The sequence below is a fragment of the Enterobacter sp. fkY84-1 genome (assembly GCF_052974705.1).
In genome coordinates this window covers 3272321-3291868 of sequence record NZ_CP169393.1, presented here as the reverse complement: position 1 = coordinate 3291868, position 19548 = coordinate 3272321, and the positions used below count along the sequence as shown (strand labels likewise).

The following is a 19548-nucleotide window of genomic DNA, read 5'->3' as shown; positions in this document are numbered from 1 at the left end:
GAGGGCACAGTAACAATCAGTTACCGTGTCTTTTTTTTTAAGTGCAATGCGCTACAGGAGTCGAAAGATGGAAATGACCCATGCCCAACGTCTGATTTTGTCTAACCAGTACAAGATGATGACTATGCTTGATCCCGATAACGCTGCGCGCTACAGCCGCCTGCAAACCATCGTCGAACGCGGCTTTGGTCTACAAATGCGCGAACTGGACCGCGAGTTTGGCGAGCTGAAAGAAGAAACCTGTCGCATCGTGATCGACATTATGGAGATGTATCACGCCCTGCATGTGTCCTGGACGAATCTCAAAGATCAGCAGTCCATTGACGAGCGCCGCGTGACCTTCTTAGGCTTTGATGCCGCAACGGAAGCGCGTTATCTGAGCTATGTGCGCTTTATGGTGAATACAGAAGGGCGTTATACCCACTTTGACGCGGGCACCCACGGCTTCAACGCGCAGACCCCGATGTGGGATAAATATCAGCGTATGCTGAGCGCGTGGCACGCCTGCCCGCGTCAGTACCATTTAAGCAGCAACGAAATTCAACAAATCATTAATGCCTGACGGAGGTGCGTGTGCAGTGTAGAGGTTTTCTGTTTGATCTGGACGGTACGCTGGTGGACTCGCTGCCGGTTGTGGAACGCTCCTGGTGCCATTGGGCTGACAGACATGGCATCGACCATCAGGACGTGCTGAATTTTATCCATGGCAAACAGGCCATCACCTCGCTACGGCACTTCCTGGCCGGACGCTCTGAGGAGGACATTCAGGCGGAGTTCAAGTACCTGGAACACATTGAAGCCACCGATACGGACGGCATCACCGCGTTACCGGGCGCGCGCGAACTGCTTGAGCATCTGAACGAGGCGCAGATCCCGTGGGCTATTGTCACCTCCGGTTCCGTGCCGGTGGCCCACGCCCGGCACAAGGCTGCAGGGTTGCCAACGCCGGACGTGTTTATCACGGCGGAGCGCGTGAAGCGGGGTAAACCGGAGCCTGACGCATTTTTACTGGGCGCTGAACTGCTGGGCCTGGACCCTGCAGAGTGCGTGGTGGTCGAAGATGCGGCGGCTGGCGTACTGGCCGGGCTGAACGCAGGAAGCCACGTCATCGCCGTTAACGTTCCGGCGGAATCTCCCCGCCTGGACGAGGCAGATCTGGTGCTGGATTCACTGACGGCACTGTCTGTTTCAAAAGCCTCTGACGGAGTTGTAACCGTCTCGCTAAAAATGTAATCCCATGATATGGCCCCACATTGCTGGGGCTTTTTTATGGCAAAATTTCTCATCTTCCACTGACAAGGATAGGTTGTGAACGGTGAACTGATTTGGGTCCTGAGCCTGCTTTTAATCGCCATCATTCTTTTTGCCACGGGCAAGGTTCGCATGGACGCCGTCGCCCTGTTTGTCATCGTCGCGTTTGTGCTGAGCGGAACGCTTACGCTGCCGGAAGCGTTCTCCGGATTTAGCGATCCCAACGTTATCCTGATTGCCGCCCTGTTTATCATCGGGGATGGTCTGGTGCGCACCGGCGTAGCGACCATCATGGGGGCGTGGCTGGTAAAAGTGGCGGGCAGCAGCGAAACCAAGATGCTGATCTACCTGATGGTAACCGTCGCCGGGCTGGGGGCGTTTATGAGCTCCACGGGCGTGGTCGCTATCTTTATCCCGGTGGTGCTGAGCGTCTCCATGCGGATGCAGAGCTCGCCGTCGCGCCTGATGATGCCCCTGAGCTTTGCCGGGCTTATCAGCGGCATGATGACCCTGGTGGCCACGCCGCCGAATCTGGTCGTCAACAGCGAACTGATCCGGGAAGGATTTGAGGGCTTTAGCTTTTTCAGCGTCACCCCGCTTGGGCTGGTCATTCTGGTCATGGGCGTGGTCTACATGCTGCTGACCCGTTTTGCCCTGAAAGGTGAAAAACAGGACAAAAATAAAGAAGGATGGAAGCGACGCACCTTCCGCGATCTGATTAAGGAGTACCGCCTTACCGGGCGCGCGCGCCGTCTGGCGATCCGGCCCGGCTCGCCGATGGTGGGGCAGCGGCTTGATGACCTGAAGCTGCGTGAGCGCTATGGCGCGAATGTGATCGGCGTAGAGCGCTGGCGACGTTTTCGCCGGGTGATCGTCAACGTCAACGGGGTGTCGGAATTCCGCGCGCGTGACGTCCTGCTGATTGATATGTCCACCGCGGATGTGGACCTGCGCGAGTTTTGCAGCGAACAGCTGCTGGAGCCGATGGTGCTGCGCGGGGAGTATTTCTCCGATCAGGCGCTGGATGTCGGCATGGCCGAGGTGTCGCTGATCCCGGAGTCGGAACTGTTGGGCAAAACCGTGCGGGAGATGGGGTTCCGTACCCGCTATGGCCTGAACGTCGTCGGGCTGAAGCGCGATGGCGTGGCGATGGAAGGGGCGGTGGTGGATGAGCCGATCCTGCTGGGCGATATTTTTCTCGTCGTCGGTAACTGGAAGCTGATTAGCCAGCTCGGGCAAAAAGGGCGTGATTTTGTGGTGCTCAACATGCCCGTTGAGGAGAGCGACGCGTCGCCTGCGCACAGCCAGGCGCCCCATGCGATTTTTTGCCTGGTATTGATGGTGGCGCTGATGCTGACCGATGAGATCCCCAATCCGGTCGCCGCAATCATCGCCTGCCTGTTGATGGGCAAATTCCGCTGCATTGACGCCGAAAGCGCCTATAAGGCCATTCACTGGCCGAGCATCATTCTCATTGTCGGGATGATGCCTTTTGCCCTGGCGCTGCAAAAAACCGGCGGGGTAGATCTGATCGTTAAAGGCTTAATGGACGTGGGCGGCGGGTATGGGCCATACATGATGATGGTCTGCCTGTTTATCATGTGCGCCACCATCGGCCTGTTTATCTCGAACACCGCGACGGCGGTACTGATGGCACCTATCGCCCTGGCGATGGCGAAGTCCATGGGCGTATCGCCGTATCCGTTTGCGATGATGGTGGCGATGGCCGCTTCCGCGGCGTTTATGACGCCGGTCTCTTCACCGGTAAACACGCTGGTGCTGGGACCGGGGAACTATCGATTCAGCGATTTCGTGAAGCTGGGCGTGCCGTTCACCGTGCTGGTGATGGTGGTGTGCGTGGTATTGATACCGGTCCTGTTTCCGTTCTGAGCATTTTGCCGGGTGGCGGCTGCGCCTTACCCGGCCAACAAGCCAGCAGGCCCTGCAAGCGCAGCGCCGCTGGGCGTAAATCAGAGTGGCGAATCCTGGCTGATCTCATCCAGCGATAAATGGAAGCTCGGTACAAACACCTGCATAAAGTAATCCATCTCTTCGCTGCGGCGGGATTCCAGCGTTTTTTCCAGGCGCGTTTTCGCCAGCAAGAATTCGTTATTCCCTGCGGACAGCTCTTCGAGACACTTCAGATAGGCACACAGCGCGTCGGCCTGTTTAACCAGCGACTTCTCCTCTTCCGTGTACTGATGCTCGTTGATAAGCGGCTCGAAAATATCACGAAGCTCTTCGGGCACCATCTCAATCAGCTTCTGCTGGGCAATTTTCTCAATGGCCTTATATTCCTGCGCAATCTGCGAGTTGAAATATTTCACCGGCGTAGGCAGATCGCCGGTCAGCACTTCTGACGCATCGTGGTACATCGCCAGCAGGGCGATGCGTTCCGCATTAACCTGACCGTTGAATTTGCGATTTTTAATCGCGGCCAGCGCGTGAGCGACCATCGCAACCTGCAGACTGTGCTCTGACACATTTTCCGTACGAACATTGCGCATCAGCGGCCAGCGGTTGATGAGTTTCAGGCGGGAGAGGTGGGCAAAGAAATGACTCTGACTCATAGGTTACCTTTTGTCTTCACTGCGACAGGCGTTCATTGTGCGGGGAGGGGAGGCAAGATGCAAATTTGCGGATTTTGTAGGCCGGGTAAGCGCAGCGCCACCCGGCAGAAAGGCAACGTTACTGATGGTATCCGGAGAGGAAGCGGCCGAAACGGCTGATGGCCATTTCCAGGTCATCTTCGCGCGGCAGCGTCACGATACGCACGTGATCCGGCCACGGCCAGTTAAACGCCGTGCCCTGTACCAGCAGCACTTTTTCCTGCAGCAGGAAATCGAGCACCATTTTCTGGTCGTCGTGGATATTGAAGCGCTTTGCGTCAATTTTCGGGAACATATAGAGCGCCCCGTTCGGCTTCACGCAGGAGACGCCCGGGATATCGTTGATCAGCTCCCACGCGCGGTTACGCTGTTCGTACAGGCGTCCACCGGGCACGATAAACTCGCTAATGCTCTGATAGCCGCCGAGCGCGGTCTGGATCGCGTGCTGCGCCGGCACGTTGGCGCATAAACGCATGGAGGCCAGCATCTCCAGCCCTTCAATATAGCCTTTGGCGTGTTTTTTAGGACCGTTTAACACCATCCAGCCCTGGCGGAAACCGGCCACGCGGTAGGTTTTGGACAGGCCGTTAAAGGTGACGGTCAGCAGGTCCGGGGCCAGCGCGGCGATGGAATGGTGCTGCGCCGCGTCGTAGAGGATCTTGTCGTAAATTTCGTCTGCAAAGATGATCAGGTTGTGCTGGCGGGCCAGCTCGACGATCTCCATCAGCAGCTCTTTTGAGTAAACCGCGCCCGTCGGGTTGTTGGGGTTAATAATGACGATACCGCGCGTGCGGGGCGTAATTTTTGCGCGTATATCATCCAGGTCCGGGAACCAGTCGGAGGATTCGTCGCACAGATAATGCACCGCTTTACCGCTGGACAGTGATACGGCAGCCGTCCACAGCGGATAGTCCGGCGCGGGTACCAGCATTTCGTCCCCGCTGTTCAGCAGGGCCTGCATTGCCTGCACAATCAGTTCGGAGACGCCGTTGCCGATATAAATATCTTCAACGGTAACATCACGCATACCGCGTGCCTGGTAGTGCTGCATAATGGCTTTACGTGCGGAGTAAAGTCCTTTTGAATCGCAATAGCCTTGTGCAGTCGGAAGGTTGCGGATCACATCAACCAGAATTTCATCCGGCGCTTCAAAACCAAATGGCGCAGGGTTACCAATGTTGAGTTTCAGAACCTTGTTGCCTTCTTCTTCAAGGCGTTTTGCCTCTTTCAGAACCGGGCCGCGGATGTCATAACAGACGTTATCTAGCTTGCTGGATTTTTCGATAGGGGACATGAACCTTTAACCTTTTCGCTATTATTGCCGCTCCCTGCCGTGGAAGTCAGCACGGAATAATGTACTCCCCCCTCGCTTCGTTTTGAAGGGTGTGCAGGAGAAGATTGTGTGCCCGGAGCAAATTATTGATGAATCTTTTTCGCTGCGCGTAGGCTTTTTCACTGTCTTAAAGTTGCGCGCTTAGCGAGAGGTTAGGTTAAATGTGCTATCCATTTGCCAAAATACTGTATAATGTGCTGTTAAAAATAAGTGGTAAGCTGGACAGAGGTGGCAATCACCCTGAGTGACTTTTCGTAAAACCTGAATGCTTGATGCCTGTTTCTGTAATAGCATACTGTGGATAAAAGTTACTCATGTGAAATTAATGTTAAGTGCCATTAATGAATAGTCTTAATCTAAATTAAAATTTATTTATTATTAACCTATAAAATGCAACTTTAGTTAATTTTAATAAAATTAGTTTAGAAGCTTAACATTCTTCTTTAATCCTTAATATTGCAATAAGACTTATAAATAAAGTGGATTTGGGTTAAGATGTCTTCAAGGAAAGCAGAGGACAGATGCACGTTTTTTGTATATCTGACACTGGTTTTCTGGATTAATTGATTGTTATTGTTAGAGTTATCTCTGGCTGGAATGTGTCGCACATCTCCTGCTACGTTGACAGCGCTGCGATACAGATGGCAGAAAAGGTGTTATACCTTTAATGTAATTTACATAAACCTGCGAACATCTAAATATCCTGAACGTTTAAGAGAATAAAAATAACGTCATGAAACGTGCTTTCTGACTGTTGATATAAAGCAGCACAATAACTATCTGTCAGGCAGTCTGCCGGGCCGGGATGCGAGGGAAAATCTTCAGAGGGAATTGCTTAACTGTACACACACAGCTTCAACCCGGGCAGCTCCGCACGAGCAACCTGAAAGTGAATAGATATGATAAATGCAAATCGTCCGATAATGAATCTCGACCTCGATCTGCTGAGAACGTTTGTTGCGGTCGCCGATCTCAACACTTTTGCAGCAGCTGCTGCCGCCGTTTGCCGAACTCAGTCCGCCGTCAGCCAGCAAATGCAGCGGCTGGAGCAACTGGTTGGTAAAGAGCTATTTGCCCGTCACGGGCGTAATAAGCTCTTAACGGAACACGGTATTCAGCTTCTGGGTTATGCCAGGAAAATTCTTCGCTTTAATGATGAAGCATGTATGTCATTAATGTTTAGCAACCTTCAGGGCGTGCTAACGTTAGGTGCATCTGATGAGTCGGCGGATACTATATTGCCGTTTCTTCTCAATCGCATCAGTTCGGTTTATCCGAAGCTTGCGCTGGACGTTAGCGTAAAGCGTAATGCTTTTATGGTTGAGATGTTAAATGAGAATAAAGTCGACCTGGTGGTCACCACGCATCGTCCCGGGCAGTTTGATTGCCTGACGCTGCGTACATCACCTACGCACTGGTATTGCGCGGCCGAATACGTGCTGCAAAAAGGCGAGCCGGTGCCGCTGGTGTTACTGGATGACCCGAGCCCGTTCCGCGATATGGTGCTGACGGCGCTGAATGAGGCCAATATTCCGTGGCGTCTGGCGTATGTGGCGTCCACGCTGCCAGCGGTGCGTGCCGCCGTGAAAGCCGGTCTGGGTGTTACCGCCCGTCCGGTAGAAATGATGAGCCCCGATCTGCGCGTTCTGGGAAAATCCGATGGCCTGCCTGCGCTGCCGGATACGGAATATCTGCTCTGCCACAATTCGTCCAGCCATAACGAGCTGGCAAAGGTGGTGTTCGAGGCGATGGAAAACTACCATAACCCGTGGCAGTTCGAGCGCGTTACCTCCGAAGGGGGGGATGATTCCCTGATCGTTGAAGGGGATTTTGAGTGATCGCCCGCTCAAAATTCTGGTAACAAAATGTAAGTGTAAAAAAAAGCCACTCGTGTGATTTTCACATGCAGTGGCTTTTTTTTAGCAATAATACCCGCGTATGCCGCGTGGATTTACGGGATACCCTCTATTTATCAATAAGCTAAATGCTTTTGATTAAAACTCATCCGTTTTCCGTTCTAACTTCATCCATATCCCCCCTATGTTAAAAAAACAGGAAATATGTTGCCGTTTTCCAGGTTGAATTAACAAAAGCGTGTCGCAGATCAAGAAAATACTCCTATTTGGGGGGAGGAATCGTTGGCAAATCCTGTCAAAATAGGAGGGTTATTTTTTTTACTTCCGAAACGGACACGATTCAACAACATACATTTGACGGAAAGTCATGTACCCACCAGGGTTAAAGGGCACCAAATGTTAATGAGAATCGCTCGATGTAATTTAATGTGAAGAAACCTTTGTTAAAGTTGACAATAGGTTATAGAAAGGAGTAAAAAACCCCATCATTTTGCTGTCTACGTCTCATTTCTGACAGTTAGTGTAAGGTTATTTGTTCCTCCCCATGAATCGATGTGATGCCCATCTGCCAGCAAGAGCAGTGTCGTTGGTATCACTTTTGATGAGTAAGCAATGAGTATGTCAACATCCACAGAAGTCATCGCTCATCACTGGGCATTCGCAATCTTTCTTATTGTAGCCATTGGCCTGTGCTGCCTGATGTTAGTCGGCGGCTGGTTCCTGGGCGGTCGCGCCCGTGCAAGGCACAAAAACACACCTTTCGAATCAGGTATTGATTCAGTAGGTACCGCTCGCTTACGCCTGTCTGCCAAGTTTTATCTGGTAGCCATGTTCTTCGTCATCTTCGACGTGGAAGCGCTTTACCTCTTCGCGTGGTCTACCTCCATTCGCGAAAGTGGTTGGGTGGGCTTTGTCGAGGCCGCAATTTTCATTTTAGTGCTACTGGCCGGTCTGGTTTATCTGGTGCGTATTGGCGCGCTTGACTGGACGCCTGCGCGTTCACGTCGTGAACACATCAACCCGGAAAACAGTATCTCTAATCGTCAGCAGTAACAGCGAGGCAATAAGATGGATTATACGCTCACCCGCATAGATCCTAACGGTGAGAATGACCGTTACCCCCTGCAAAAACAGGAGATCGTAACCGACCCCCTGGAGCAAGAAGTCAATAAAAGCGTGTACATGGGCAAACTCGAACATGCCATGCACGATATGGTCAACTGGGGTCGTAAGAACTCCATCTGGCCTTACAACTTTGGCCTTTCTTGCTGCTACGTTGAAATGGTGACGTCATTCACTGCGGTGCATGACGTTGCGCGTTTTGGGGCAGAGGTACTGCGTGCTTCCCCACGTCAGGCTGACCTGATGGTGGTGGCCGGTACCTGCTTTACCAAGATGGCACCTGTTATTCAGCGTCTTTATGACCAGATGCTGGAGCCAAAATGGGTTATCTCCATGGGCGCATGTGCTAACTCTGGCGGTATGTACGACATCTATTCCGTCGTACAGGGCGTAGATAAATTTATCCCAGTGGATGTGTACATCCCGGGTTGTCCGCCTCGTCCGGAAGCCTACATGCAGGCGCTGATGCTACTGCAGGAGTCCATCGGTAAAGAACGTCGCCCACTGTCGTGGGTCGTTGGCGATCAGGGTGTGTATCGCGCGAACATGCAGTCTGAGCGCGAGCGTAAACGTGGTGAACGTATTGCCGTCACCAATCTGCGTACGCCTGACGAAATTTAATTTGCGCCTGTAGGCCTGGAGAACACCTTCGCATATCACTACTCAAATAGCGCGAAGCCAGGCTCAACAGTCACCACGGACCATTTGCAATGGTGAACAATATGACCGACTTAACCGCGCAAGAAGCCGCCTGGCAGACCCGGGATCATCTGGATGACCCAGTCATTGGCGAACTGCGCAACCGTTTTGGGCCGGATGCCTTTACTGTTCAGGCTACCCGCACCGGGGTACCCGTTGTTTGGGTGAAGCGTGAACAATTGCTGGAAGTTGTCGATTTCCTCAAGAAATTGCCAAAACCATACGTCATGCTGTTTGACTTACACGGCATGGATGAACGTCTCAGAACGCACCGCCAGGGTCTCCCTGCTGCGGATTTTTCCGTTTTCTACCACCTGATCTCAATAGACCGTAATACGGATATCATGCTCAAGGTGGCATTGTCTGAAAACGACATGCATCTGCCGACGATCACCAAACTTTTCCCGAACGCCAACTGGTACGAGCGTGAGACATGGGAAATGTTCGGCATGACCTTCGACGGCCACCCACACCTGACGCGCATCATGATGCCGCAGACCTGGACCGGCCACCCGCTGCGTAAAGACTACCCGGCACGTGCTACCGAATTCGATCCGTTTGAGCTGACCAAAGCCAAGCAGGATCTGGAGATGGAAGCGCTGACCTTCAAACCGGAAGACTGGGGCATGAAGCGCGGTACCGACAACGAGGACTTCATGTTCCTCAACCTCGGTCCGAACCACCCGTCTGCGCACGGTGCTTTCCGTATTATTCTTCAGCTCGACGGCGAAGAGATTGTCGACTGCGTGCCAGACATCGGCTACCACCACCGTGGTGCTGAGAAGATGGGCGAGCGTCAGTCCTGGCACAGCTACATTCCGTATACTGACCGTATCGAGTACCTCGGCGGCTGCGTCAACGAAATGCCATACGTGCTGGCCGTTGAAAAACTGGCAGGCATTACCGTGCCGGATCGCGTAAACGTGATTCGCGTCATGCTGTCAGAACTGTTCCGTATCAACAGCCACCTGCTGTACATCTCCACGTTCATTCAGGACGTCGGCGCGATGACCCCGGTCTTCTTCGCCTTTACCGATCGCCAGAAAATTTACGATCTGGTAGAAGCCATTACCGGTTTCCGTATGCACCCGGCCTGGTTCCGTATCGGCGGTGTGGCACACGATCTGCCGCGCGGCTGGGACCGTCTGCTGCGTGAATTCCTCGACTGGATGCCGAAACGTCTGGCCTCTTACGAGAAAGCCGCGCTGCGTAACACCATCCTGAAAGGGCGTTCCCAGGGCGTTGCTGCCTATGGCGCCAAAGAGGCGCTGGAGTGGGGGACAACAGGTGCAGGTCTGCGCGCGACCGGTATTGATTTCGACGTGCGTAAAGCCCGTCCTTACTCTGGCTACGAGAACTTCGACTTTGAAGTCCCGGTGGGCGGCGGCGTTTCCGACTGCTACACCCGCGTGATGCTGAAAGTGGAAGAGCTGCGCCAGAGTCTGCGCATCCTTGAGCAGTGCCTCAACAACATGCCGGAAGGCCCGTTCAAGGCGGATCACCCGCTGACCACGCCGCCACCGAAAGAGCGCACGCTGCAACATATCGAAACCCTGATCACCCACTTCCTGCAGGTTTCCTGGGGCCCGGTCATGCCGGCACAAGAATCCTTCCAGATGATTGAAGCGACCAAGGGTATTAACAGTTACTACCTGACCAGTGACGGCAGCACAATGAGCTACCGTACTCGCGTGCGTACGCCGAGCTTTGCGCACCTGCAGCAGATCCCGTCCGCCATCCGCGGCAGTCTGGTCTCCGACCTGATTGTGTATCTGGGTAGTATCGATTTTGTTATGTCAGATGTGGACCGCTAATTATGCACGAGAATCAACAACCACAAACCGAGGCTTTTGAGCTGAGTGAAGCAGAGCGTGCCGCCATTGAGCACGAGATGCACCACTACGAAGACCCGCGTGCGGCGTCCATTGAAGCGCTGAAAATCGTACAGAAACAGCGTGGTTGGGTGCCGGACGGGGCGATCTATGCGATCGCGAAAGTGCTGGGTATTCCGGCAAGTGACGTAGAAGGCGTAGCCACGTTCTACAGCCAGATCTTCCGTCAGCCGGTAGGCCGCCATGTGATCCGCTACTGTGACAGCGTGGTCTGCCACATCACCGGTTATCAGGGCATTCAGGCTGCGATTGAGAAGAAGCTCAATATCAAGCCGGGCCAGACCACATTCGATGGGCGCTTTACTCTGCTGCCAACCTGCTGCCTGGGTAACTGCGACAAGGGGCCGACCATGATGATTGATGAGGACACTCACAGCCATCTGACGCCGGAAGCGATTCCTGACCTGCTGGAGCAGTACAAATGAAAACTGTAATTCGTACTGCTGAGACGCATCCACTGACCTGGCGTCTGCGTGATGACAAACAGCCGGTATGGCTCGACGAATATCAGCGCAAAAACGGCTATGCCGGTGCGCGTAAAGCCCTTGGCGGCATGGCGCCGGACGACATCGTTAACGCGGTAAAAGAGTCGGGCCTGAAAGGCCGCGGCGGCGCGGGCTTCTCCACCGGTCTGAAGTGGAGCCTGATGCCAAAAGACGAATCCATGAACATCCGTTACCTGCTGTGTAACGCCGATGAAATGGAGCCGGGCACCTATAAAGACCGCCTGCTGATGGAACAGCTACCGCACCTGCTGGTGGAAGGCATGCTGATCTCCGCGTTCGCGCTGAAAGCGTACCGTGGCTACATCTTCCTGCGCGGTGAGTACATCGAAGCGGCGGAAAACCTGCGTCGCGCGATTGCCGAAGCCACCGAAGCGGGTCTGCTGGGCAAAAACATTCTCGGCACCGGGTTTGACTTCGAACTGTTCGTGCACACCGGTGCCGGGCGTTACATCTGCGGTGAAGAGACCGCGCTGATTAACTCCCTGGAAGGCCGCCGTGCGAACCCGCGTTCCAAGCCACCGTTCCCGGCAAGCTCCGGCGTGTGGGGTAAACCGACCTGTGTGAACAACGTCGAAACCCTGTGCAACGTTCCGGCTATCCTCGCGAACGGCGTGGAGTGGTATCAGGGCATCTCCTCAAGCAAAGATGCCGGTACCAAGCTGATGGGCTTCTCCGGTCGCGTGAAAAATCCTGGCGTCTGGGAACTGCCGTTCGGTACTACCGCACGTGAAATTCTTGAAGACTACGCGGGCGGCATGCGCGATGGCCTGAAATTCAAAGCCTGGCAGCCGGGTGGGGCAGGGACAGACTTCCTGACCGAAGCCCACCTTGACCTGCCGATGGAATTCGAAAGCATTGGTAAAGCAGGCAGCCGTCTGGGTACGGCGCTGGCGATGGCCGTCGACCACGAGATCGGCATGGTCTCGCTGGTGCGTAACCTGGAAGAGTTCTTCGCCCGTGAGTCCTGCGGCTGGTGCACACCGTGCCGTGATGGTCTGCCGTGGAGCGTGAAGATCCTGCGTGCAATCGAACGTGGCGAAGGCCAGCCTGGCGATATCGAGACACTTGAGCAACTGTGTCGATTCTTAGGCCCGGGTAAAACCTTCTGTGCCCACGCACCGGGTGCCGTCGAACCTCTGCAGAGCGCGATCAAATATTTCCGCGACGAGTTCGAAGCAGGCATCAAGCAGCCGTTCAGCAATACCCATGCGATTAATGGGATTCAGCCGAACCTGCTTAAAGCGCGCTGGTAACGACAAGAATTTTGATTAACGCTCGGTTTCGACCGAGCCAACTGGAAGCATGCTAATGGCTACGATTCATGTAGACGGCAAAGAATACGAAGTCAACGGGGCGGACAACCTGCTGGAAGCTTGTCTGTCTCTTGGCCTCGATATTCCGTACTTTTGCTGGCATCCGGCGCTGGGCAGCGTCGGTGCTTGCCGCCAGTGTGCGGTGAAGCAATATCAAAACGCGGAAGACACGCGTGGTCGCCTGGTGATGTCCTGTATGACGCCAGCCACCGAAGGCACCTTTATTTCGATTGATGACGAAGAAGCCAAACAGTTCCGTGAAAGCGTTGTGGAATGGTTGATGACCAACCACCCGCACGACTGCCCGGTCTGTGAAGAGGGCGGTAACTGCCACCTTCAGGATATGACCGTGATGACCGGTCACAGCTTCCGTCGCTATCGCTTTACCAAGCGTACTCACCGTAACCAGGACCTGGGGCCGTTCATCTCTCACGAAATGAACCGCTGCATTGCCTGCTACCGCTGCGTGCGTTACTACAAAGACTATGCAGACGGTCAGGATCTGGGCGTGTATGGCGCACATGACAACGTCTACTTCGGCCGTCCGGAAGACGGCGTGCTGGAAAGCGAATTCTCCGGTAACCTGGTAGAAATCTGCCCGACCGGCGTCTTCACGGATAAGACCCACTCCGAGCGTTACAACCGTAAATGGGACATGCAGTTTGCGCCAAGCATCTGCCAGCAATGTTCTCTCGGCTGTAACACCAGCCCGGGTGAGCGCTACGGCGAACTGCGTCGTATCGAAAACCGTTACAACGGTACCGTAAACCATTACTTCCTGTGCGACCGCGGTCGTTTCGGCTATGGCTATGTGAATCTGAAGGACCGTCCGCGTCAGCCGGTTCAGCGCCGTGGCGACGACTTCATTACCCTGAACGCTGAACAGGCGATGCAGGGCGCGGCAGATATTCTGCGCCAGTCGAAGAAAGTGATTGGTATCGGCTCCCCGCGTGCCAGCATCGAAAGCAACTTCGCGCTGCGCGAGCTGGTCGGGGCGGAAAACTTCTATACCGGCATCGCCCAGGGCGAGCAGGAACGTCTGCAGCTGGTACTGAAAGTGCTGCGCGAAGGCGGTATTCATACCCCTGCGCTGCGCGAAATCGAATCGTATGATGCGGTTCTGGTGCTGGGCGAAGATCTGACGCAGACCGGCGCTCGCGCGGCTCTGGCGGTTCGCCAGGCGGTGAAGGGTAAAGCACGTGAAATGGCAGCGGCACAGAAAGTGGCTGACTGGCAGATTGCGGCAATCCTCAACATCGGCCAGCGCGCGAAGCATCCTCTGTTTGTGACGAACGTCGACAACACCCGTCTGGACGATATCGCCGCGTGGACCTACTGCGCGCCGGTTGAAGATCAGGCGCGTCTTGGCTTTGCCATTGCCCATGCGCTGGACAACAACTCTCCGGCCGTTGAGCTGGATCGTGACCTGCAGAGCAAGGTCGACGTGATTGTTCAGGCGCTGGCGGGGGCGAAGAAACCGCTGATTATTTCCGGTACCAACGCCGGTAGCGCAGAGATCATTCAGGCCGCAGCCAACGTGGCCAAAGCCCTGAAAGGCCGCGGTGCTGACGTTGGCGTGACCATGATTGCCCGTGCGGTGAACAGCATTGGTCTGGGCATGATTGGCGGCGGCTCGCTGGAAGCTGCGTTAAGCGAACTGGAATCCGGTGCCGCTGACGCCGTGGTGGTGCTGGAAAACGACCTGCATCGTCATGCGTCTGCCGCTCGCGTAGACGCCGCGCTCTCCAAAGCCCCGCTGGTGATGGTGATTGACCATCAGCGCACCGCGATTATGGACAAAGCGCACCTGGTGCTCTCTGCGGCAAGCTTCGCAGAAAGCGACGGTACCGTTATCAACAACGAAGGCCGCGCGCAGCGTTTCTTCCAGGTTTATGACCCGTCTTACTACGACAGCAACACCGTGATGCTGGAAAGCTGGCGCTGGCTGCACTCCCTGCACAGCACCGTGCAGAGCCGTGAAGTGGACTGGACGCAGCTCGACCACGTTATCGACGCGGTGGTGGAAAAACTGCCTCAGCTGGCAGGCATTAAAGATGCCGCGCCTGAAGCGAGCTTCCGCATTCGCGGCCAGAAACTGGCGCGTGAACCGCACCGTTACAGCGGCCGTACCGCAATGCGCGCCAACATCAGCGTGCACGAACCGCGCCAGCCGCAGGATAAAGACACCATGTTCGCCTTCTCCATGGAAGGGAACAACCAGCCGTCTGCGCCGCGTTCGCAAATCCCGTTCGCATGGGCACCGGGCTGGAACTCCCCGCAGGCATGGAACAAGTTCCAGGCTGAAGTGGGCGGCTCCCTGCGCCACGGCGATCCGGGCGTGCGTCTGATTGAAGCCTCCGAAACCGGTCTGGACTTCTTCACCACCGTACCGGCGAGCTTCCAGGCGCAGGACGGTAGCTGGCGTATTGCCCCGTACTACCACCTGTTCGGTAGCGACGAGCTGTCCCAGCGTTCACCGGTCTTCCAGACCCGCATGCCGCAGCCGTACATCAAGCTCAACCCGGCGGACGCCGCGAAGCTTGGCGTTAACGCGGGCGCGAACATTGCCTTTAGCTATGACGGCCAGACCATCAGCCTGCCGCTGATTATTTCTGAAAGTCTGACAGCAGGGCAGGTCGGTCTGCCGATGGGTATGCCTGGCATCGCGCCGGTTCTGGCGGGTGCGCGTCTTGATAATCTGCAGGAGGCAAAAGCATGAGTTGGTTAACGCCGGATCTTATCGACATCCTGCTGAGCATTCTGAAAGCGATTGTTATCCTGCTGGTGGTGGTCACCTGCGGCGCGTTCATGAGCTTTGGTGAACGTCGTCTGCTCGGTCTGTTCCAGAACCGTTACGGACCGAACCGCGTGGGCTGGGGTGGTTCACTCCAGCTGGTCGCGGACATGATCAAGATGTTCTTTAAAGAGGACTGGATCCCGCGCTTCTCGGATCGCGTGATCTTTACTCTGGCACCGATGATCGCCTTCACCTCGCTGCTGCTGGCGTTTGCTATCGTTCCGGTCAGCCCGACCTGGGTGGTCGCTGACCTGAACATCGGCATTCTATTCTTCCTGATGATGGCAGGCCTCGCGGTTTACGCGGTGCTGTTCGCAGGCTGGTCCAGTAACAACAAATACTCGCTGCTGGGTGCGATGCGTGCTTCCGCGCAGACCCTAAGCTATGAAGTGTTCCTGGGTCTCTCCCTGATGGGCGTGGTGGCGCAGGCCGGTTCATTCAACATGACCGACATCGTCAACAACCAGGCCGACATCTGGAACGTGATTCCGCAGTTCTTTGGGTTTATTACCTTTGCTATCGCGGGCGTGGCGGTGTGTCACCGTCACCCGTTTGACCAGCCAGAAGCCGAACAGGAACTGGCCGACGGTTACCACATCGAATATTCCGGTATGAAATTCGGTCTGTTCTTCGTGGGCGAGTACATCGGTATCGTCACCATTTCCGCGTTGATGGTAACGCTGTTCTTCGGTGGCTGGCATGGCCCGTTCTTACCGCCGTTCATCTGGTTCGCGCTGAAAACCGCGTTCTTCATGATGATGTTCATTTTGATTCGCGCAGCGTTACCGCGTCCGCGTTATGACCAGGTAATGTCCTTCGGCTGGAAAGTGTGCCTGCCGCTGACGCTCGTCAACTTGTTGGTAACGGCCGCTGTCATTCTCTGGCAGCAGCCATAAGGGGCAATAGACCATGACCTTAAAAGAATTACTGGTAGGCTTCGGTACCCAGGTACGCAGTATCTGGATGATCGGCCTGCACGCGTTTGCCAAACGCGAAACCCGGATGTACCCGGAAGAGCCGGTATATCTGCCGCCGCGCTACCGTGGCCGTATCGTGCTGACGCGCGACCCGGACGGTTCCGAGCGCTGCGTTGCCTGTAACCTGTGTGCGGTAGCGTGCCCGGTTGGCTGTATCTCTCTGCAGAAAGCCGAGACGGTAGACGGCCGCTGGTACCCTGAGTTCTTCCGCATCAACTTCTCACGCTGCATTTTCTGCGGTCTGTGTGAAGAAGCGTGCCCAACCACGGCGATTCAGCTGACTCCAGACTTCGAGCTGGGTGAGTACAAGCGTCAGGACCTGGTGTACGAGAAAGAGGATCTGCTGATTTCCGGTCCGGGCAAATACCCGGAATATAACTTCTACCGGATGGCGGGTATGGCAATCGACGGCAAAGATAAGGGCGAAGCAGAGAACGAAGCCAAGCCTATCGACGTCAAGAGCCTGTTACCGTAAGGAGAGGGCAATGGAATTCGCTTTTTATATCTGTGGCCTTATCGCCATCCTGGCTACGCTGCGAGTGATCACGCACACCAACCCGGTGCATGCGCTGCTGTACTTAATCATCTCGCTGCTGGCCATTTCCGGGGTGTTCTTCGCACTGGGCGCGCACTTCGCCGGTGCGCTGGAAATCATCGTCTACGCCGGGGCCATCATGGTGCTGTTCGTGTTCGTCGTGATGATGCTGAACCTGGGCGGCTCTGAAATCGAGCAGGAACGTCAGTGGTTAAAACCGCAGGTGTGGATCGGCCCGGCCATTTTGTCGGCCATCATGCTGGTGGTGATCGTGTACGCCATTCTGGGTGTAAACGATCAGGGCATCGACGGCACGCCGATCGGCGCTAAAGAGGTCGGTATTACGCTCTTTGGCCCATACGTTCTGGCGGTTGAACTGGCCTCCATGCTGCTGCTGGCAGGTCTGGTTGTGGCCTTCCACGTTGGCCGCGAAGAGCGTGCTGGCGAGGTGCTGAGCAACCGCACTGACGACCGCGCGAAAAGAAAAACGGAGGAGCGCGCATGATCCCCTTAACACATGGACTGATCCTCGCTGCGATTTTATTCGTTCTGGGTCTGACTGGTCTGGTTATCCGCCGCAATCTGCTGTTTATGCTGATCGGGCTGGAAATCATGATTAACGCCTCCGCGCTGGCCTTCGTGGTCGCCGGAAGCTACTGGGGCCAGACCGATGGTCAGGTGATGTACATTCTCGCCATCAGCCTTGCGGCTGCCGAAGCGAGTATTGGCCTGGCGCTGTTGCTGCAGCTCCATCGTCGCCGCCAGAATCTGAACATCGATTCAGTAAGTGAGTTGCGTGGATGAACATGCTTGCCTTAACCATTATTTTTCCGCTGATTGGCTTCGTGCTGCTGGCGTTTTCTCGTGGCCGCTGGTCTGAGAATCTGTCTGCAACCGTCGGCATGGGCTCTGTTGGCCTGGCCGCGCTGGTGACAGCGTATGCGGGTATCGACTTCTTTAACAACGGGCGTCAGCCTTTCAGCGTGCCGCTGTGGACCTGGATGTCGGTCGGTGATTTCAACATCGGTTTCAACCTGGTGCTGGATGGTCTCTCGCTGACCATGCTCTCCGTGGTGACCGGCGTGGGCTTCCTGATCCACATGTTCGCCTCCTGGTATATGCGCGGTGAAGAGGGCTACTCCCGCTTCTTCGCCTACACCAACCTGTTTATCGCCAGCATGGTCGTTCTGGTGCTGGCCGATAACCTGCTGCTGATGTATCTGGGCTGGGAAGGCGTGGGTCTGTGTTCTTACCTGCTGATCGGTTTCTACTATACCGATCCGAAGAATGGCGCAGCGGCCATGAAAGCGTTCGTCGTGACCCGCGTGGGTGACGTCTTCCTCGCTTTCGCGCTGTTCATTCTTTACAACGAACTGGGCACGCTGAACTTCCGCGAAATGGTGGAACTGGCGCCAGCGCACTTCGCCGCAGGCAACAACATGCTGTGGTGGGCAACGCTGATGCTGCTGGGTGGTGCCGTGGGTAAATCCGCGCAGCTGCCGTTGCAGACATGGCTGGCCGACGCGATGGCGGGTCCAACCCCTGTCTCCGCGCTGATCCACGCTGCGACCATGGTTACCGCCGGTGTGTACCTGATTGCGCGTACCCATGGCCTGTTCCTGATGACTCCGGAAATTCTGCACCTGGTGGGTATCGTCGGTGCGGTCACGCTGGTGCTGGCAGGCTTTGCCGCGCTGGTGCAGACCGACATCAAGCGCGTTCTCGCGTACTCCACCATGAGCCAGATTGGTTACATGTTCCTCGCGCTGGGCGTTCAGGCCTGGGACGCGGCCATTTTCCACCTGATGACGCACGCGTTCTTTAAAGCGCTGCTGTTCCTCTCATCCGGTTCGGTGATTCTGGCCTGCCATCACGAGCAGAACATCTTCAAAATGGGCGGACTGCGTAAGTCCATCCCGCTGGTGTATGTCTGCTTCCTGGTGGGCGGCGCGGCGCTGGCGGCACTGCCGCTGATCACCGCGGGCTTCTTCAGTAAGGACGAAATCCTTGCGGGGGCCATGGCGAATGGTCATATCAATCTGATGGTTGCGGGTCTGGTCGGTGCGTTCATGACCTCCCTGTATACCTTCCGTATGATTTTCATCGTATTCCACGGTAAAGAACAAATTCACGCTCACGCAGGGAAGGGGATTACCCATCACCTGCCGCTGATTGTGCTGCTGGTACTGTCCACCTTCGTTGGCGCGATGATTGTGCCTCCGCTGCAGGGCGTGCTGCCGGCGACAACCGAGCTTGAGCACGGTCGCGTTCTGACGCTTGAAATCACCTCCGGTGTGGTCGCTATCGCGGGCATCCTGATCGCGGCATGGCTGTGGCTGGGCAAACGTACGCTGGTCACTGCCGTGGCCAACAGTGCGCCGGGCCGCCTGCTGGGCACCTGGTGGTACAACGCGTGGGGCTTCGACTGGCTGTACGACATTATCTTCGTTAAGCCGTTCCTGGGCATCGCGTGGCTGCTGAAGCGAGACCCGCTGAACAGCCTGATGAACATCCCGGCGATCCTTTCCCGCTTTGCAGGCAAAGGCCTGCTGTATAGCGAGAACGGTTACCTGCGCTGGTATGTGGCGTCCATGAGCATCGGTGCGGTTGTCGTGCTGGCGCTGCTGATGGTGTTGCGTTGATCGTTAAGTGAATTTT

The 19548-nt window shown here is 55.5% G+C and carries 17 protein-coding genes; 15 read left to right on the top strand and 2 right to left on the bottom strand.

Translation table 11 applies throughout. The features are described from left to right. Positions 1 to 67 precede the first annotated feature (67 nt). From ACEPLT_RS15700 to ACEPLT_RS15690, 3 genes are all read left to right on the top strand, one after another. Positions 68 to 562 carry a YfbU family protein gene (locus ACEPLT_RS15700; protein ID WP_008502874.1) on the top strand — a complete coding sequence of 165 codons (495 nt, stop codon included), beginning with the start codon at positions 68 to 70 and terminating at the stop codon, positions 560 to 562. Between the two features lie 11 nt (positions 563 to 573). Further along, entirely contained in the window at positions 574 to 1233 is a 660-nt protein-coding gene (locus ACEPLT_RS15695; RefSeq protein WP_021241560.1) for a sugar phosphatase, read from the top strand. Positions 1234 to 1308: 75 nt separating this feature from the next. Then, on the top strand, positions 1309 to 3141 hold the full coding sequence (locus ACEPLT_RS15690) for an SLC13 family permease (RefSeq protein WP_021241559.1): 1833 nt from the start codon (positions 1309 to 1311) through the stop codon (positions 3139 to 3141). Positions 3142 to 3221: 80 nt separating this feature from the next. Here the strand turns inward: ACEPLT_RS15690 and yfbR are convergent, their stop codons facing one another. Both yfbR and alaA read right to left on the bottom strand, forming a co-directional pair. After that, positions 3222 to 3821 carry a 5'-deoxynucleotidase gene (gene yfbR, locus ACEPLT_RS15685; RefSeq protein WP_023344588.1) on the bottom strand — a complete coding sequence of 200 codons (600 nt, stop codon included), beginning with the start codon at positions 3819 to 3821 and terminating at the stop codon, positions 3222 to 3224. A gap of 118 nt (positions 3822 to 3939) precedes the next feature. Continuing rightward, positions 3940 to 5154, bottom strand: a complete 1215-nt coding sequence (gene alaA, locus ACEPLT_RS15680) for an alanine transaminase AlaA (RefSeq protein WP_008500204.1) — start codon at positions 5152 to 5154, stop codon at positions 3940 to 3942. A gap of 938 nt (positions 5155 to 6092) precedes the next feature. Here alaA and lrhA point away from each other — a divergent pair. From lrhA to nuoL, 12 genes are all read left to right on the top strand, one after another. Next, entirely contained in the window at positions 6093 to 7031 is a 939-nt protein-coding gene (gene lrhA / locus ACEPLT_RS15675) for a transcriptional regulator LrhA (RefSeq protein ID WP_021241557.1), read from the top strand. A gap of 630 nt (positions 7032 to 7661) precedes the next feature. Then, the gene (gene nuoA / locus ACEPLT_RS15670) at positions 7662 to 8102 is read left to right on the top strand and encodes an NADH-quinone oxidoreductase subunit NuoA (protein WP_006176516.1); all 441 of its coding nucleotides are present in this window, start codon (positions 7662 to 7664) and stop codon (positions 8100 to 8102) included. Between the two features lie 15 nt (positions 8103 to 8117). Beyond that, complete coding sequence (gene nuoB, locus ACEPLT_RS15665) at positions 8118 to 8792, top strand: NADH-quinone oxidoreductase subunit NuoB (protein ID WP_003861482.1); 675 nt, start codon at positions 8118 to 8120, stop codon at positions 8790 to 8792. 89 nt (positions 8793 to 8881) lie between these two features. After that, positions 8882 to 10684 carry an NADH-quinone oxidoreductase subunit C/D gene (gene nuoC, locus ACEPLT_RS15660; RefSeq protein WP_008500207.1) on the top strand — a complete coding sequence of 601 codons (1803 nt, stop codon included), beginning with the start codon at positions 8882 to 8884 and terminating at the stop codon, positions 10682 to 10684. Between the two features lie 2 nt (positions 10685 to 10686). Continuing rightward, positions 10687 to 11187: an NADH-quinone oxidoreductase subunit NuoE gene (gene nuoE, locus ACEPLT_RS15655; protein WP_008500208.1), complete on the top strand. Its 501-nt coding sequence runs from the start codon at positions 10687 to 10689 to the stop codon at positions 11185 to 11187. After that, entirely contained in the window at positions 11184 to 12521 is a 1338-nt protein-coding gene (gene nuoF, locus ACEPLT_RS15650; protein WP_023325766.1) for an NADH-quinone oxidoreductase subunit NuoF, read from the top strand. Before nuoE ends, nuoF begins: the two co-directional genes overlap by 4 nt. 55 nt (positions 12522 to 12576) lie before the next feature. Further along, positions 12577 to 15300, top strand: coding sequence for an NADH-quinone oxidoreductase subunit NuoG (nuoG, locus tag ACEPLT_RS15645; protein ID WP_023325765.1), 2724 nt, complete (start codon positions 12577 to 12579; stop codon positions 15298 to 15300). Further along, entirely contained in the window at positions 15297 to 16274 is a 978-nt protein-coding gene (gene nuoH, locus ACEPLT_RS15640) for an NADH-quinone oxidoreductase subunit NuoH (protein ID WP_008500211.1), read from the top strand. Before nuoG ends, nuoH begins: the two co-directional genes overlap by 4 nt. Before the next feature lie 13 nt (positions 16275 to 16287). Continuing rightward, the gene (gene nuoI, locus ACEPLT_RS15635; protein ID WP_003861491.1) at positions 16288 to 16830 is read left to right on the top strand and encodes an NADH-quinone oxidoreductase subunit NuoI; all 543 of its coding nucleotides are present in this window, start codon (positions 16288 to 16290) and stop codon (positions 16828 to 16830) included. 10 nt (positions 16831 to 16840) lie between these two features. Beyond that, the gene (gene nuoJ, locus ACEPLT_RS15630) at positions 16841 to 17395 is read left to right on the top strand and encodes an NADH-quinone oxidoreductase subunit J (protein WP_008500212.1); all 555 of its coding nucleotides are present in this window, start codon (positions 16841 to 16843) and stop codon (positions 17393 to 17395) included. Beyond that, positions 17392 to 17694, top strand: a complete 303-nt coding sequence (nuoK, locus tag ACEPLT_RS15625) for an NADH-quinone oxidoreductase subunit NuoK (RefSeq protein ID WP_003861496.1) — start codon at positions 17392 to 17394, stop codon at positions 17692 to 17694. Before nuoJ ends, nuoK begins: the two co-directional genes overlap by 4 nt. Then, positions 17691 to 19532: an NADH-quinone oxidoreductase subunit L gene (gene nuoL, locus ACEPLT_RS15620; RefSeq protein ID WP_232929090.1), complete on the top strand. Its 1842-nt coding sequence runs from the start codon at positions 17691 to 17693 to the stop codon at positions 19530 to 19532. Before nuoK ends, nuoL begins: the two co-directional genes overlap by 4 nt. Positions 19533 to 19548: the final 16 nt, after the last annotated feature.